We start from the raw sequence: 15,774 nt of genomic DNA, 5'->3' as shown, positions 1-15,774 counted from the left end.
GATAATCTTCTCCTTTGCCGGTTAAAATGTCGTATTATTCAACTTTCGCCCTTATTGTAGTTGAAGTCTGCGGCGAATGAAATATAATATACTTCCTATAACGTATCGGAAAATGAAACTAAAGGAGTGGAGCGGGGATGTACTATGGGAGGCATTTTGTCACGACGGAATGGGACCGGAGGCTGCCGCTGCATCTGACCAGCATCGGCTATACCGATCAGACTCCGATTCATCGGGAGCAGGGGTTTCAGGATTATCACTGGCTTCATACCGTGGAAGGGAGCGGGGAGTTTACGGTGAACGGAACGACATATCGGCTTCAGCCGAACCAGGGCATTCTGCTGAAGCCGCGCGTGCCGCACAGCTATGCTCCTGATCCGGACGGCTGGTCCACCTGGTTTATGACGTTCGACGGAGCGCTGGCCAGTCCGATTGCGTCCGCGCTGGACATTCCTGTCGGGGCGCCGATCAGTTGGGACGAGGATTGCCCGCTGGCCGTCAGCCACGAGCATTACCGGGAGCGGATCGGCCACAGCTTCGACTTCGCGGGCATCGGCGGCTCGCTCGAGGTGTACGCTTTTCTGTCTCGGCTGAAGCAGTACGGGCGGTCGAGCGGCCAGCCTTCTCTGTCCAAGGGCCACGAAAGGCTGACCCCGATCTACCTGCTCATCGAGGAGCGCTACGGCGACCCGGATCTCGGCCTCGGCCGCATGGCGGACACGCTGGGCGTCAGCCCGCAATATCTGAACACGCTGTTCCGCAAGAGCTGGGGGATCAGCCCGTATCAATATTTGGTCCGGTTCCGCATCCAGAAATCCAAGGAGCTGCTGATCGCCGACCGTTCCCGCACGGTCAGGGACATCGCCTTCGAGGTCGGCTTTCAGGACGACAGCCATTTCGTGCATACGTTTCACAAGCTGTCCGGCATGACTCCGGTTCAGTTTCGGAATCAGTATGGGGATTGAGGGGCGAAGTTTGTGGCGGGTGAAGGGAAGCGAGAGATTTAAGGAGAATTGGGATTAGTGGCGAAATTGCATTTGCTGGTAGAGGTTTATTGATGAGGATAGCTACCAGGGAGAGCTGACCAATCCGTTATCTCAAAACCTTTACACTTATGTTCATAATAATCCATTGAAATATAAAGATCCGACCGGGCACTTAGTAGAGATGATCGTAATGAAACATGGTATTCCTGAAACTAAAAACGATTACTTCTACGAACCCCCGCAGTGGTTGGATGAGTTATTTACAGAAATAATTTGCTAACGGAATATTCACAGTTTCAGGCAGAAAGCCTCTACAACAATATAATGATGTCTGACGAGGAAAAGCTAGAATATTTCATGAGCTTGTCACCTAGAGAAAAAGAATTATTTGCATTAGTTAGTTCTTTCAATGGGGACTTACGGTTCAATAAGAGGTACTGGTACTGTCAATAAATCACCAGTATTAAAAGATAGTCCGTACCATCCCGATGTAGTTTTAGAGTAAAAAGCAAACCCTGCTCATGATAGAAGAATCCTGTGTTTTAATCCTAATAAGACACCAGAACCCTTGGATGCATTAGATGTTTATAATAAATCTGTTCGTGGCGGTATGGGAACTTGGTATGGAGTCAATGATAGCGGGAAATCTGCCTCAATCTAAAAATTAGCGGTTGAACTTTTCAACTCGGTAAACGGAGTCGATTGCATTCAATTAAAATACCAGCTTTGTAACACTCACGATTACGTGTGAAGTAGTGCCGACGCTGGTAAGCCTTGATTCGATTATGGCGTCCTTCTACAGTGGCGTTCGTCCAGCGACAACGATGGTAGTTCACGATCTCATCCTGCCAATTGCACATGGTTTTCAAGGTGCTTCGCACGGCGTCATGGTCTATGTTCTCGCCTTGCTCCAACCAGCGGGTAAAACCCAGATGAGCAATGCAGACGTTTGATGAACAGTCATACCACTGAGAAAAAGCTTCCTTCCATTCCCATACTCTGCGCAGCAGTGGAGAGTATGCAAGCAGGACTTCTAACTGAGCCTGGCTCTTTTCAGGCAGACTGTCGAGGGGTGGATTCAGCAGTCGATGGTGACTTTTCAAGATTGCCTTGGCTCGAGGGGACAGGGTCTGCTGAACTGACTTGCGGACCTCCTGGACACTTTCGATGACATAGCCGTGAACATGAAATCGATCCGCAATGCGGATGGCATTGGGGAAGCACTCGCTGATCCATGTGTGATACGCCTGAGCCAAGTCCATGACAACCGCTTTGGGGTTCAGCGCCAGAAACTCGGGATGCTGGCAAGCATAGGCACGCAGGTCTTCAAGCTTGCGGCCAGTCAGCAGATCCAGCATTGTTTCGCCCCGAAGATTGTGGATGCCGATATTATAGGTGTGTCCTTTTTTGATCGCAAAGTCGTCGATCCCCAATATCAGGCCTGAAGTGTTCTGGGCTTCGTACCAAGCCTGCTTGGAAAGACGCTCACTCTCGGCTGGAAGAGCTTGTTGATGCATTCGCTGTACCGTACTGGCAGGCGCCTCTTGCATTCTGGCGCTATGTGCTGCCGTGGAACCGAGTGCCTGTTCTACCGTTTGGATACGGAAAGCTCGGCTGTACCGCTGTTTGGGGCCGACAAAGTCATACGTCCAAACAAAGCTGATTCGGCAATGAGTGCAAGCCAAGCGAAGGGATGGAACATGCACATAGCTTTTTTTGCCAAAGATGCTCAGATGTCGAATCTTACGCGGTTTGTTACGGCCGTCACGCTTCACATCTTGTTCGGAATGGCAGATAGGGCAAGGTTGTTTGTAGGCTACAGGCGATGCCTCCAAATGAACTTCCTGAGTATCCATTGAGATGATTTGTTGAAGTTGTAGCTCTGGTAATCCGAGCGCTTCGTTGATATACTGGAGTGGCATCTGTCATTTCCTTCTTTGTTGTTGGGTAGGACTTACAACAATACAGGATTTGCAGATGTTTTTCCATTTTTACCCCGTTCTTTGCTTACTTAAATTCGTCAACCGCTAATTTCGGTTTTGAACCGAAAATCTATCAATTTTTTTGTGATAATGCGGGTAGCGTTCATTTTGCAGGCGAGATCAAGAAAGATAAATTGACAAAAGATATCCGAGAGCAGTTAGGAATAAGATAAGGGGGAACTTATGCTAATAGGCAATCCAGAAAGTTTTGCTACGGAATTTGAACTCAATAATAATTACGGCGGCGCTTGGATGTTCGGTAGGTTTTGCTATTGGATTAATGGCGCTCGTATTGGAGATTATGAATCTGGAGCTTCGTTGCGTGATGTATTATTCTTAATAGAAGATTTAGTTAGAGATCAAGGGAATCGTTCGAACAAAAACTTATTTATGTTAGATTATAAAGAGTTCTTTAATCGTCTAAATGAGGCTTTATATGGTGATTCCAGTAAGTATGATAGCATTGCTATTGAGGAAACTTGGGCGCAATTCAATGTTTGTCCTCCTATCGATATTTTTGATAATTGGAAAATATTTATGGTGGAATACAAAAATAAGGCGCGTCTTGTTGTGAATAATCTAGCCTCAGAGGAGATTTGGGAAAGTACGATAAAAGCAGGGGAATTTGATGATGTAATATTTAGGACCTATAAAACTTTAGATGAAGTTTATGAAAAAGAATCCTTAAGCGAATAGAACCTTTAATTGCGTTTAACATAATCTTGAAACCACCTTGTATCCGTGCGCTATCATAGCACCGTGCAGCTCATGCTTTGAATGGCGTCACGTTTAGCCAGACTCTCCCGGAAAGTATGGCTCGTGAAAGCCGTCTAAACAAGGGACTTCGGTGATATCCGAGAGCCACTTTTGGTTGGGGCCGGGCAATATAGTAGCGGGACTATTCATGGCCATCCTATTACGGAAACCGAATTTAATAAGCTATATAAGATAGGAGACATCGAGTTGTTAAAAAATATAAACTTTGAAAACGGAATAATTGTCTACAACGACTTGGTCATTAATGTGAATGAATCCCTTGATAATCAATTTGAAAATTTAAAAGAAGATTTGCTACAAGTAAGTTATGAAGACAAACTGATTATTGATGTAGGATGGTTCCCGTCCTTCTCTAAAAATGGGTCATTTAGAGTAGTAGTTATTAAAGACTATGATTGGGAAAAGCCGATTTATCGAAACGCATGTCGCTCAGTAGAAGAGTTAATAAAACACTTAGAAGAATCAGTTTCTGTGGTTAAATCAAATTTGTAAGGGAAAATCATGTAAACTCTACGCCTAGCACCTCACAACATCAACACGTTGTGAACACGAATCAACGTCAGGAAACGGCACTGTTTGTGTGCAGCGGGCGGTTTGTGAGGTGAGGGTGGACGAGCCATATGGGGGATAAGCCGGTCTGGTAGGGCCGGCTTATCTGCTTCTTCTAGGTTCGGGGCGGTGTGTGTTATACTGATGATAAAAGAGCGGGAAAGCTTATGACAAGGGGGGACATCGAATGGAAAAGGTCAATTCACTGGAAGATTTGATGGAGAACATATCGAATATGAGCCGCGACAATTCCGTGTACCAATTTCAAATTCCAGGGAAAGGAAAGTTCACTCTCGTTTTGCAAGAGGAAGAGCAGAGGTCCATTCAAGCTGATGTTGAGGCTAGTCCGGAATTGAAGGCCATGATTGAACAAAGCAGGAAGGAATTCAAGCTTGGCAAAGCGATGAGTACATCGGAGTTACTGAACTCCTTATCTCCAGAGGACTTTCGGTCTTGAAACGTGTAGTTTTATGGTCTCCGACAGTAAGATACAAGCTCTCTCAATTTCGCAGCGAGCGATTTACCCCCGAGGAAACGTACGATTTCATATCTCAATTCATTCTAGAAACAGAAGCTATACTCACCAATCCTATTATAGGCAAAGCATATACAGAGGAAAATCTATGCCCCTGCCAAATAAGCCGAACCAACAAATGTCTGAGGACGATTGCTCCATTGATGATATCCTTGAATCGGCTGGAATTTTAACTCCGGAACAAGCTGCGCATTTGATCGATGAAATTAGAAGGATGCGTGAAGAAGAATGGGATTGAATCTAATAGCCAACCCATTGTAATTCCGCCAGGGTTACAGTGGGTTTTTGTATGCATGGAATACCACAAAGGAGAACTGACGATCATGGTTTATAGATGCAGAATCGAACTGAATGAGATCGCCCCGAAAATATGGAGGGAGTTTCAATATCATCCGGACGTGACGTTTCACCAGCTTCATAAACTCATTCAAGTAGTCATGGGATGGGAAAATTATCATTTGTACGAATTCCATGTGAATGGACAAGTTGTCGGGCTGCCTGATCCGACATTCGAGCATATGGAAGACCGTGAGGTGTTGAACGCACGTAGGGAAACCGTTAAGAAGCATGTTCAAGAGGAAAACAGCTCCTTTACCTACGTCTATGATTTTGGCGATGATTGGCAGCACACGGTTACGTTGATCAACATCGATTCAATGACATCGGATCCAGCACCCTTATGTCTGGATGGAGCCCGCAGCTGCCCGCAGGAAGATGTGGGAGGTGTCTGGGGGCATCAGCATCTGATCGAAGTCTTGCTCACTCCCAATCATCCGGAGCGGGAACATTTTATCGACTGGGTTCGCAAAGGTTATGATCCCGAACATTTCTCCAGCGAAGAAGTGAATCGGGAAATCCAGCGGTTGAAGGACAAGCTGATCCCAAAAGCACTGATTAAGCGGCCGGAGGGTAATAAGCCTGTAAAGCTGACGAAATCGGCGCTGAATAAGCATCTGAAGCAGCTAAATAGCGACCAGCTTATCGATTTGGTCAAGGCTTGTTATGGCGCCAGCAAAGATATGGAGAGGTTCCTTGCCGTAAGAATACTGGGCGATGAAGCGGTAGAATCCTTGTTTCAAGAATACCGTAAGAAGGTGGAGCAAGAGTTTTTCCCTGAACGTGGTCATGGGAAGCTAAGACTTCAAGAAGCGAAACAAGCAATATCAGAATTCGAAAGACTAACCGAAAGCGTCCCGTTCAGTCTGAAATTGAAGCTGATTTACGTGGAAAATGGAGTCGACTTCACCCTAAGCTACGGGGATATCGATGAACGCTTTTACTATAGTATGGCGTCCATGTATGCCGATATTATCGATCAAGTGAATGAAGATGAAACGGCCGTGTTGTTCGACGAATTCGAGGAGCGTCTTGAAGCCGTTGTTTCGAAAACAGAAGGGATCGGCTGGGGTTTTCATGACAACTTAGCTGAATTGCATGCTCAAATACGTTGGATTTAGGTGAGGGGCTTTATGCGCGTCAGGAAGCAAAAGATGCGGACTAATGCTAATTCGGAGTCCGCAGGGCTGTTGGAACAAGACGAGAATTTCTACTTTATCGAAGGATATACGGATTTGGGTTTCCCCTATGGTATCACGTGGAAGGAATATGAGGCGGAACAACGTGGAGAAGAGAAGAAAGTGACGGCAGTTGGAGGCAAATCTATGAAAGAATTAAACTTGAACAAGCAGCAGCTTCAGGAGATCGTAGATGCCTACGACATGTACGTAGAAGGAATAGAATTCTTCCTGAATATCGAAACGGGCGATGTTATCATGTTGCGGACGTTTGACATGGATGAAGAGGATGAAGAATTAAGCGAGATTATTGAAGAAGGCTTCAATGAAACATACTTTCGGATCCCGGAACGGGTGACGGATGAAGGGTACGCGGATATGATGGAGTTTGCAGCAACGATTGAAGACAAAAGGCTTCACTCCACTTTGATGAACATATTAAGCGGCGGCAAAAGAATGTTCCGAAGATTCAAGGATGCTTTATCTTCCGATAGCGAACAGCTAGAGCGGTATTACCAGTTTGTTGAAGAACAGAATCGTAAAGGGTGGACGAGCTTTCTGTGCAGATTCATTACCTGGTTGACCTTGCCCAATCAAAGTGAGCTAATTCGAAAGCGAGGAAGAACATGATATTTGAAATTACAGCAGTATGGAGAGGGAAATTAGAGAATGGGATCAATGTATCCCTGTTGATGTATCCGGCGCCAAGTTTGCCTACACTTTCATTCCGACTAGCCTTGGAATTGTAATCAAGATTCAGTGCGATGTTTGCAAAAGAGAATTATTGCTGAGTGATGTGGATTAGGGGGTTGTTTAATCTAAAATACTCGAGGTCAACAGACCATCATGGTGGAGTGAAAGAACGGCTAAGTTTCCTTAGTCGTTTTTCTGCATTTCGAACATTTGTTTGCTGACAGGTTATGGTCTATGGACTTTGATATAGTATTTATAGTGCCAATTTGGGAGTTGATTACATTGGAACAAAAGCTTCACCCGAATGTCATTCGACATTGGCAAATTAGTTACGGCTTACATACGTTCAAATGGATTCTGATCAGCTGCATCCCGGTCATGATCAGGATATTTTGGTTACCTGCCTGGGGTTGGTTAGCCTTGATTTCTTGTCTGGCGGTATCTTTTTTCTTCATCAAGGGACTTGCCTTCAGATAATTCGTCCATTATTCCGCTTAGCCGGGTGCAGCATGTGGATCAAGAACAAGACATGCTGGCCAAACGATGGGGATTATCGGAATTGACCATTACAACGGCTGGAGATCATCACTTTATTATGGGACTGATAGAAGAGGACGCCTCTCGGCTGCGCAGGCGAATCATTGAATTATCTAAGTTAGACAACAAGGATGCTTATTATGATTAAGCGGCATCATCCCATTACCGTCGTCTATAAAATATACAGTCAAATCCGGTATTCGATTATTCCTCTTGCCGCGTTTCTCTATAACGAGATTCGGGCAGGTACCGGACAACAACCTGATTGGGTATATCTCGCAGCCATAGTATATGGCGTTGTGACAGGAGGTTGGTCTATTCTTTCTTGGTTCAAGGAAACCTACCAACTGGATTCCAAGGTGCTGCATATTTCCAAAGGTGTATTTACCGTAACTCAAAGAACGATCCCGCTTAAGCAAATCAATAACATTAAAATCGAGCAAAGCTGGGTGTACAGGCTGCTCGGGATTGCTATTGTTGAACTTCAAATGATTCCAATGCTGATGCCGATGCCCGGTTGGTAACATCTCGAAAGATGGCGGACTTGCTCATGAAATCCATTGGGATGATCGAAAACCGAAGTGCGATTTCTTCAACTAAAGAACATCGTGTAACCAGCAAAGAGATCATGATGCTATCCATGAGTTCAAATACCTTCTGGCTGGGACTTCCTGTCGCGATCACCGTCATTCAATTTTTGTGGGGGTGGTTATTTCCTACACCGGAAGAGGGGCAAGTCAGTCTCATGGATCTTCTCAAGGAAGATACTTGGAGTGGGATAACCTTAGAAAACAGTATAGAAGTGTCACTGTATTTAGTAGCATTCTTGGGGATCTGCACAATGGTTACTTGGCTGTTCTCCATAGGGATGGCACAATTTCGTTACAAGGGTTGGCATCTAGTAAGAACCGGAGATGTCATTTCCATTCATCATGGTTGGATGAAGCGGAAATCAATACAGATTCAGGTGAAACGTATCCAATCCCTACGAATCAAGGAGCTGATGTTTGGGAGCTTGTACGGATATGCATCCGTATGCATGGATTGCGTTGGATATTCAGGAGAACGGAGCGTCAAATTGCTGATACCTTCCATCCGTACATCGGAACTGACCGAAGTGCTGGGCCGTTTGCTTCCCGAGTTCCAATTCCAAACGCCCACTCGAGCTCTACATCGAAACGCGAACTTTCTATAGCGATTTCAGTTATCTTGTTACTCGTAATCGGTATCTTAATAGGTTGTTATTTTACCATGTGGTTCCTGACAATCGTTCCGATTATTTACTTCGTCTACAAACATATTTCACACATCTATGTTCATACGAAATGGGAAATCGCTGCTAACTTGTTTATCTTGCGCAAAGCCGGCTTCAATCAGACGACTGTGTACCTCTTGAGTGAATCCATAGAGTCCATAAGTACCAGACAATCATGGTGGCAGCGGTTATTTCGTATTTATCGGCTGGAAATGGACATCGATTCTCCTGCTAACGTACGCGAATACCAAATGTCGGGGGTTACGAAAGAAGACTGCGATGAAATTCTAAGGTGGTATAAGAATAAGAACCATAAATCTTGAACCAGGTGGTGTTCAAATGGAAAAGGATCAAGCCGTAAGAGATTGTCTATTGAATGTAATCTCCGGGTTGGAACAATGGGGGAATGAACTCGGTGAGCCGCCGGCTCTGTTGCGTCAAGGGCATATGCAGTTTGTTTGCCTACTAATGTTGGAGGGAAAGGAAGCGCCAATCGATTTGCCTTCAGTTATTCAATTGTTGCAAAAACCGGCAGAAGAATGGGGAATTGTAGTAGCCGGCATCTATCCGGAGGACGCGCCGCTCTTGATTCCGGACCTGGGCCTGTCACCAGACGCACGTGAATTTAAAATCATGTACGATTCGCCTGAAGAAGCTCAGACACAAGAAATCGTAGAGATATTGCGCTATTGCCGAGGGACAAAGCCGATGCTAGAGGAGAAGTACCGAAAACTTCGAGAGTTTCTTATTACCAATCCGGTTGTATCTGCTTATCGTTTAATGGAGTTTGGGCTGGAGCTTAAGGATACAGAACTGATGAAAAAGCTTAGTCGCTGTTATGAAGAAATTTCGGACGATGTAGAACGATATCGCAAATGTCCACGATGCGGATGGACGCTAGAATTTCGTAACGATCACTGGCAATGCGGGGCAGAAGATCTTTGTGGGAAACTGGCCAGTCGCGGAGAGCTTAAGAAATGGGAAACCCATGAGCCCATGCATCGATTGCGTTATGGAATTTATCGGTACACGATGTTGCCAGGGTTGGCTGAACTTACAGCTAAAGATTGGCTGACGAGGAAAGGTTACAAAGTTGAACTCTTTCCGCAAGTAGACCGGTTTGATTTAGCCGTCGAATTGGATACGCATATCGTCTATCTGGATATGAAGGATTTTAAGCACCCTCTACACCTGGCTAACTTCTTCAATAAAATGCAACCCCACCAACTAGAGAAATATCGAGACCCACATGTATATATTGTCATTCCGCAATACCGAACGAAAATATACCCCGGTTACTCGAAGCTTGTTAAACAAGCACTTATGGCTCATGCAAGTCATCTGAAAATCATAAATGAGCGGGATGTGCAGAAGCATCTGGCTGGGGAGGCAACCGAGAGATGAGAGTATCGTATTGGACCTATTTTGAGCAGTTCCTTCCGCGTCTCTTGCCATCTGGATTGCCGCGGCAAAACATTGAAACCATTTATACTGTGGAATTGTTCGTTACAGGATGTTTGATGGTTGATTCTTCTATGGATATCCGCGAAGGTTATACGATTTTATCAGGTTACGACTCACCTATTCTTCCCAAGCATGCTCGGAAGGAGATAGCACACCGTTTAAGAGTTTTATATAGTGCTTTGCGCTCAAGGATGACATGGGACAACTTATTCGAACGATATGAAGAAGTTTCGGTTGAATATAGATTATATGAAAACGACGGTAGTCATTGGAGACTCCGGACTCCTGCCTTGTTCGCCGATCGCAGGAAATGGTACGAGCAATTATTAGAACAGCCTGTTGCGCATCAGTCAAAGGATATACGCTTTGCTACATCAGGCAAGTTCCACTATTACAAATATAATCAGGAACAAGAGTCCATTCGTTATGGCGGAGAAATTCCAACGCCGTTGGTTAATACGTCAACATTTTCGAGATATAGACCGAAGGGGAGATTTACACTTCATCTTGGAGATGAGCATACTTATCAGACAGAGGGGATGCTAGAAGCTTCGGCAGCCTTGGAATTGAAGGAACGGGCCGGAATTGGACTTAAACTAAAATCATTGACTAACCCTAGTATCCGACAGTTTGAGTATAAGGGACTACAGCATATCGTGGGGGGACTGGGATCCGGAAAATCCACATTTATGGTGTTGGAAACGGATCGATTAGTCCGAGCAGGAGCTCGTGTCGGATTCATTGAGAGCAGTGTCCCTCAAGTATTAAACCGAGTTAAGGAACTTCGTTTATTGGGAATTAACGCAGTTCCTGTAATTGGAAGATCGGGTCGCCGTAAACATCAGAAAGATTATATATCCGCCCGTCGCCATCGGATTCGGGATGTAACGGATTGGGGGCAGGATTCTTATCTGGAACTCCGTCATGTATCTGATTTTTGCATCATCCATGCCCTTGCCAATGACCATGAAAATACGACAGATTATCCATGTCGTCAGTTAATACAGCAGGAGAAAAGGTGCGTATGCCCCTATGCAGCCAGTTGCGGAATCTACCGCGATTTCGCAGCCCTGGTCCAGGCGGAAGTATGGGTTACAACCTCGGCAAGCATATTGAAAACAAAACTACCTGCTATGCTGGATCCTTATGAGAGAACAGTCTATGAAGCGATGTATGACTTGTTAGACATCATTTTCGTTGATGAAGCCGATGCGGTTCAGAAGCAATTCGACGATTCCCTCGTCTCCGAGATTGCATTGTTTGGTAACTCTCAGCATCTCTTTGAGAAGACCCTATTAGAATCATTTCGAAAAACGATAGGTTATTATGGTAAGTATGCACATGACGAGGTTGTACAAGACTGGATGGATGTTCTGAATCGCCTTGAAAGCACCATCCGCCGCGGTGTATATCGTACATTGAATTTAACGCCTGAATTCGCTCAGTTTTTGTACCGGAAGCTATTACGGCTCTCTACCGAAGCTTATCGCATCAGTAGCGCTTTCGCCAAGGACGAACAGAATCGGGAGAGAATTGAACAGGAATTACGCAACTATGCGGATCATCCGCTAGAACACCGTATCTATGCAGATGTAACGAAAATGCTGCAAGCTCGAACGAAGAAGGAGCGGGAACAAGCTCTAACTGCCATTCTCCATAAGTTGGGCGGTGAGACAAACCCTGTTGGAAGAATGAAATTCCCGGTTCATTCGTTGGAATTATATTTATGTCTGGCACTTATCGATCATGATATGCAAGTGTTCATGGATCTTTATCCGCTAGTTCAAGCCACATTAGGAAAATTATCTGAATTCGAGGGACTTTACACGATTCAACGTGAGTTTTCAGCAATTATGAAAGATGCGACGACAGGACGAATGACCGGATATCTGTATGAAGTAAAACCTGGGAATGACACAGGTACATTCAAAGCCGTTCAGTATTCAGGTGTCGGTCGGCTTCTCCTTGAAGACTGGCAATCGATCTACGCTGGAATAGATGGATATGAAGGTCCTGCGGTTGTTCTGCTTTCAGGTACAAGTCTGGCTCCAGGATCAGCCCATTATCATGTTGCATCGTTGCCTGGATGGCTGTTGGAATCCAATCTGGGTGTTCCAGTCATTCACCAGGAATATTATCCGATCTATGAGCACGGGAAGGAAACCCCTATCCAAATATCCGGTGAGATTGAGGATAGGAGAGAACGAAATCTACGTGCGCTAACCGCCAAGTTAATGCCCAAGATTGAACAAGAATTGCTGGAGTGGCGTAACTCGGGCACAAATCGTAAAGTGCTGTTGATTGTCAACTCTTATGAGGACGTTGCTGATGTCGGAGCCGTATTTGCATCACATTCTTCTTGGAAAAATAGATACCGCCAGTTAACGAGGGACCCGGATCCTTTTCATGAAGCCGAGTTTTCGAGAGCAGAGTTAGAGCGGTTTGCTAACGAAAACGCTGATGTGTTGATCGCCCCGTTACTTGCGATAAGTCGCGGTTATAACATTCTGGATGATACGAAAGGTTCATTATTCGGATCTGTGTTTTTTATGATACGGCCATATCCGATACCGCAGGACATGACCTATCTCATCCAACTTTTGCATGCCAAACTGCCTGACTTCATTGAACGAGCCGATTTTGAAGGCAAGCTTTATAGACAGGCACTGGATCTCATTCGCAGCGAAAGTAATCGCTTGCTCCACCGGATGTACCATAAACCAGACTATTGGTCCGTATTGAATCCTGCGGAGAGAAAGACTATAGCTTGGTATACATTTATTCCAGTCTGGCAAACGATTGGAAGGCTTCTTCGCAAAGGCACACCGGCGAGAGTGTTTTACTGTGATGGTAAATTTCTAGCTCAGCCCATGCGCACGGATGTTGGGGAATCAATGTTGGATTACTGGCTGAAGATCATGGTGGATCACGAATCAAATCCAGCATTTCGCAGTTTATATGGACCATTTATAGATAGTATGAAAGCCATGATGGAAAGGAATGAGGCCCATGAGTCGGACTGGTAAATTACTGCAACTGTATGCCTTTGAGAGCGATCAAGATGCATGGAAAAATAAACAGATCTATCTGCTGGATATACCAAGTGTTTGGCGAGAATTTATTCGTCAGTTTTATAATGGCGTTAAGCTGCCCTTTGCGACTAAGCCATTAGGTAAAAAACTTCAAAGTATATTTCCACAGATCGTCTCGGTCAATAACCAATTTTATCTGGATGAAAACCGTCCGTGGCTCATTGCAACGCAGCCAGTCCCGGTGGGAATGATTCTACTGCTGGCTAAGGGATGGATGAACCAAATAGCAACGAGGCAGGGCGTAGCTGCACCGGATGATTTGGATATGAGTACAATGGACTGGCGAAGCGATTCGGTAGATTCCATTTTGCATCGTGATTCAAGGTTAAAATATGAATTGCTGCCAGCTCTTGTTGCCCATCAATTTTGCTTGAGTCCGAAGCAACTACATCTTGAGCAACAGGATGAGCCGGTTGAGCTTACGTTCTCGCAAGTATATGCTACGCAAAGGGCAGAGTGCATGTCTGAGCCCATCACCACTAGATCCGGTACTTTTTCTTATGTCGTCCGATTTCGCTTACAATATCGAGCTGGGGAGCCGAGCCGCCTTCTATTGATGGTTTCGGCTGGAATAAGGCGGTTTATTACAAACTCTCAGGAGACCAAATATTTGAAGGGCGGTATTAATAGCACGTTACTGATTTCCATGGACAATCCCCTTATTAGAGATAAGGTAATGGAATTACGTTCGTATGCGAGTTTATTCTTCCGCAGAGAAGGTGGAACTGAGCCTTATACCCGTTGGTCTGAAGGGCTCGACGAACTGTTTAGTGATGTTTTATGGGGCAATTCATTATCGACAGAGGATATCTTAACAAATCCAGTCAAGTATCACTCAGGTAACTCTCCTAATATATGGATCGTTCATAATAATAGAGTCTTTAGCCAGTCCCCTTATATTGAAGCGGGTATCAGTATCCAGGAAAAAATGGGATTCTATGAGATGGTACAGAGAAACATATCCGACTGGAGACCGCTTGCGCCGCTGCCACTTGTCCCGAAACCGAAGCGGGAAGGGACAGGGAGGCGAAGGAAAGATCTGATCCCACCCGTTTACTGCGGGCATGATAAAGATTTTGTACTTGAAGTGTGGGGATCGGACTCTTTATATCAATGTGTCATTGAAGCATTGAAAGCTAAGAAATATAAAGGAAAGTTGCTGGCTGAACAAGTCGACGGAGATGTCTTTAGGTTGAACTCTTCCTCTCGAAACCGCATCATTGTGGTCAAGTGTGACAGGAAGGACTATGTAGATGGCTTGGATCGTGGAGCACTTAAGGACCTGGCGGATGAACATCGAACCAACAAAATCCTCCGAAGCATCGAACATGTTAAAGGGAATCAAGCCCTAACTTGCTCATTGATTGAAATATTACCTAAAGATGAATGGAAAAAGCTTGGCGAAGGAACCGACCCCAAGCAAGCGGTTCGTAAAGGGTTTCAATTAACAGGGAGGATGACTCAATTTGTCTATCCCGAAAGCGGGGCCAAGAAGTCTAAACGAAAGAAGGATAACCTAGAGTCAAATTATATTCACAAAGTTTTCAACAGTATTCTGGATTTATTGGGGGATGCGGGAATTATCGATTACAAGGCATATCTGGATGTCAATGAACAACGTCCCATCATAGCCTATGATCTGGTTTCGGGTGATAAAGGAACCTATGCGATTCTGACGAAATTCGAAAACGGTGTACTAATGGTAAAGAGCCGAGGCCTTGAGGAATGGGTGCCTTTGTCGGAAGCTGTGTTGCAAACAGATCAGTTTGATCCGCTTCCCAAAGCTCCAGATGCGCAGAAGAAGGAGATAGCCCGTTGGTTCGGAGAGCAGTTAAGAGTGGAGCGAATGATCGGCAAGGAGCCAGTCGTGTTAGTTGAAGCGGAGCTTCGATATAAAGGACTGGATGGGATTCAAAACAACAAAATTGTCCGTGGGAAGGACCCAGAATTACCTGGATGGATTCAAAACGAACGCGGAATGACTGTTATTCGTGTTAATTCCAACGATGATGTTCCAGCCTACGGTTTTATCCCTATGTCTTTCTCTATTGGCGTTTATTCTGATCACGAGTCCGGATTGTATTATGGTGTGGGGAACAAACCTAAGACCCAGATGAACATTGCCAAGGCCATGACCAAGTATGATAACTTGGGAACGGCTTTTCAACAACCTCGAGTTGTCGAATATATGCCATTAGGTCCGATGGATAGGCAAGACCGAGAGCGTCTAGCTTGGACGGTGCATCGCTTGCGTGAGGTATGCATTACCTTTGAATCGACTACTGCACAGCCTTATCCTCTGAAAATGACGGGGACGTTAAAGAAATATTTGCAATTCAAGGAATATGGGTTTTCTGAGGCAGAGGCAGAGTTTTTGGAGTTGTAGATGG

The 15,774-nt window shown here is 45.1% G+C and carries 14 protein-coding genes; 13 read left to right on the top strand and 1 reads right to left on the bottom strand.

The features are described from left to right. The first annotated feature begins 137 nt into the window (after positions 1 to 137). Entirely contained in the window at positions 138 to 965 is an 828-nt protein-coding gene (locus ACFO3S_RS23120; RefSeq protein ID WP_378100876.1) for an AraC family transcriptional regulator, read from the top strand. 701 nt (positions 966 to 1,666) lie between these two features. Here ACFO3S_RS23120 and ACFO3S_RS23115 read toward each other — a convergent pair. Continuing rightward, positions 1,667 to 2,908 (bottom strand): ISL3 family transposase, encoded by a 1,242-nt coding sequence (locus tag ACFO3S_RS23115; protein ID WP_378100874.1) that lies wholly within the window; start codon positions 2,906 to 2,908, stop codon positions 1,667 to 1,669. 243 nt (positions 2,909 to 3,151) lie between these two features. Between ACFO3S_RS23115 and ACFO3S_RS23110 the strand changes: the two genes are divergently transcribed. From ACFO3S_RS23110 to ACFO3S_RS23055, 12 genes are all read left to right on the top strand, one after another. After that, positions 3,152 to 3,664, top strand: coding sequence for an immunity 42 family protein (locus ACFO3S_RS23110; protein WP_378100873.1), 513 nt, complete (start codon positions 3,152 to 3,154; stop codon positions 3,662 to 3,664). A gap of 267 nt (positions 3,665 to 3,931) precedes the next feature. Then, complete coding sequence (locus tag ACFO3S_RS23105) at positions 3,932 to 4,237, top strand: hypothetical protein (RefSeq protein ID WP_378100871.1); 306 nt, start codon at positions 3,932 to 3,934, stop codon at positions 4,235 to 4,237. A 244-nt stretch (positions 4,238 to 4,481) separates the two neighbouring features. Further along, positions 4,482 to 4,751, top strand: a complete 270-nt coding sequence (locus ACFO3S_RS23100) for a hypothetical protein (protein WP_378100869.1) — start codon at positions 4,482 to 4,484, stop codon at positions 4,749 to 4,751. Positions 4,752 to 5,152: 401 nt separating this feature from the next. Beyond that, the gene (locus tag ACFO3S_RS23095; protein WP_378100867.1) at positions 5,153 to 6,286 is read left to right on the top strand and encodes a DUF6155 family protein; all 1,134 of its coding nucleotides are present in this window, start codon (positions 5,153 to 5,155) and stop codon (positions 6,284 to 6,286) included. 12 nt (positions 6,287 to 6,298) lie between these two features. Continuing rightward, on the top strand, positions 6,299 to 6,973 hold the full coding sequence (locus ACFO3S_RS23090) for a UPF0158 family protein (protein ID WP_378100865.1): 675 nt from the start codon (positions 6,299 to 6,301) through the stop codon (positions 6,971 to 6,973). A 526-nt stretch (positions 6,974 to 7,499) separates the two neighbouring features. After that, positions 7,500 to 7,721: a PH domain-containing protein gene (locus ACFO3S_RS23085; RefSeq protein ID WP_378100863.1), complete on the top strand. Its 222-nt coding sequence runs from the start codon at positions 7,500 to 7,502 to the stop codon at positions 7,719 to 7,721. Continuing rightward, the gene (locus ACFO3S_RS23080) at positions 7,714 to 8,097 is read left to right on the top strand and encodes a PH domain-containing protein (RefSeq protein WP_378100861.1); all 384 of its coding nucleotides are present in this window, start codon (positions 7,714 to 7,716) and stop codon (positions 8,095 to 8,097) included. Before ACFO3S_RS23085 ends, ACFO3S_RS23080 begins: the two co-directional genes overlap by 8 nt. A gap of 26 nt (positions 8,098 to 8,123) precedes the next feature. Beyond that, a complete protein-coding gene (locus tag ACFO3S_RS23075) occupies positions 8,124 to 8,768 on the top strand; it encodes a PH domain-containing protein (protein WP_378100859.1) in 645 nt (214 codons plus the stop codon). A 56-nt stretch (positions 8,769 to 8,824) separates the two neighbouring features. Beyond that, a complete protein-coding gene (locus tag ACFO3S_RS23070) occupies positions 8,825 to 9,151 on the top strand; it encodes a PH domain-containing protein (protein ID WP_378100857.1) in 327 nt (108 codons plus the stop codon). Positions 9,152 to 9,167: 16 nt separating this feature from the next. Next, positions 9,168 to 10,232: a restriction endonuclease-related protein gene (locus ACFO3S_RS23065; RefSeq protein WP_378100855.1), complete on the top strand. Its 1,065-nt coding sequence runs from the start codon at positions 9,168 to 9,170 to the stop codon at positions 10,230 to 10,232. Then, positions 10,229 to 13,318, top strand: coding sequence for a pPIWI_RE_Z domain-containing protein (locus ACFO3S_RS23060; protein WP_378100854.1), 3,090 nt, complete (start codon positions 10,229 to 10,231; stop codon positions 13,316 to 13,318). The genes ACFO3S_RS23065 and ACFO3S_RS23060 overlap by 4 nt, the downstream gene beginning before the upstream one ends. Further along, positions 13,302 to 15,770, top strand: a complete 2,469-nt coding sequence (locus tag ACFO3S_RS23055; RefSeq protein ID WP_378100852.1) for a pPIWI_RE module domain-containing protein — start codon at positions 13,302 to 13,304, stop codon at positions 15,768 to 15,770. The genes ACFO3S_RS23060 and ACFO3S_RS23055 overlap by 17 nt, the downstream gene beginning before the upstream one ends. Positions 15,771 to 15,774: the final 4 nt, after the last annotated feature.

Origin of the sequence: Cohnella hongkongensis, assembly GCF_042654645.1 — a bacterium.
GTDB classification, from domain to species: Bacteria; Bacillota; Bacilli; order Paenibacillales; family Paenibacillaceae; genus Cohnella; species Cohnella hongkongensis.
Note: the sequence above shows the minus strand (reverse complement) of the source record. Positions and strands in the feature narration are given on the sequence as shown.

Bases quoted from the DNA above. Each gene is read 5' to 3' on its own strand.
- ACFO3S_RS23120 (WP_378100876.1), top strand. From the start codon at position 138: ATGTACTATGGGAGGCATTTTGTCACGACGGAATGGGACCGGAGGCTG.
- ACFO3S_RS23070 (WP_378100857.1), top strand. From the start codon at position 8,825: ATGTGGTTCCTGACAATCGTTCCGATTATTTACTTCGTCTACAAACAT.
- ACFO3S_RS23110 (WP_378100873.1), top strand. From the start codon at position 3,152: ATGCTAATAGGCAATCCAGAAAGTTTTGCTACGGAATTTGAACTCAAT.
- ACFO3S_RS23080 (WP_378100861.1), top strand. From the start codon at position 7,714: ATGATTAAGCGGCATCATCCCATTACCGTCGTCTATAAAATATACAGT.
- ACFO3S_RS23055 (WP_378100852.1), top strand. From the start codon at position 13,302: ATGAGTCGGACTGGTAAATTACTGCAACTGTATGCCTTTGAGAGCGAT.
- ACFO3S_RS23090 (WP_378100865.1), top strand. From the start codon at position 6,299: ATGCGCGTCAGGAAGCAAAAGATGCGGACTAATGCTAATTCGGAGTCC.
- ACFO3S_RS23115 (WP_378100874.1), bottom strand. From the start codon at position 2,908: ATGCCACTCCAGTATATCAACGAAGCGCTCGGATTACCAGAGCTACAA.
- ACFO3S_RS23060 (WP_378100854.1), top strand. From the start codon at position 10,229: ATGAGAGTATCGTATTGGACCTATTTTGAGCAGTTCCTTCCGCGTCTC.
- ACFO3S_RS23075 (WP_378100859.1), top strand. From the start codon at position 8,124: ATGAAATCCATTGGGATGATCGAAAACCGAAGTGCGATTTCTTCAACT.
- ACFO3S_RS23100 (WP_378100869.1), top strand. From the start codon at position 4,482: ATGGAAAAGGTCAATTCACTGGAAGATTTGATGGAGAACATATCGAAT.
- ACFO3S_RS23095 (WP_378100867.1), top strand. From the start codon at position 5,153: ATGGTTTATAGATGCAGAATCGAACTGAATGAGATCGCCCCGAAAATA.
- ACFO3S_RS23065 (WP_378100855.1), top strand. From the start codon at position 9,168: ATGGAAAAGGATCAAGCCGTAAGAGATTGTCTATTGAATGTAATCTCC.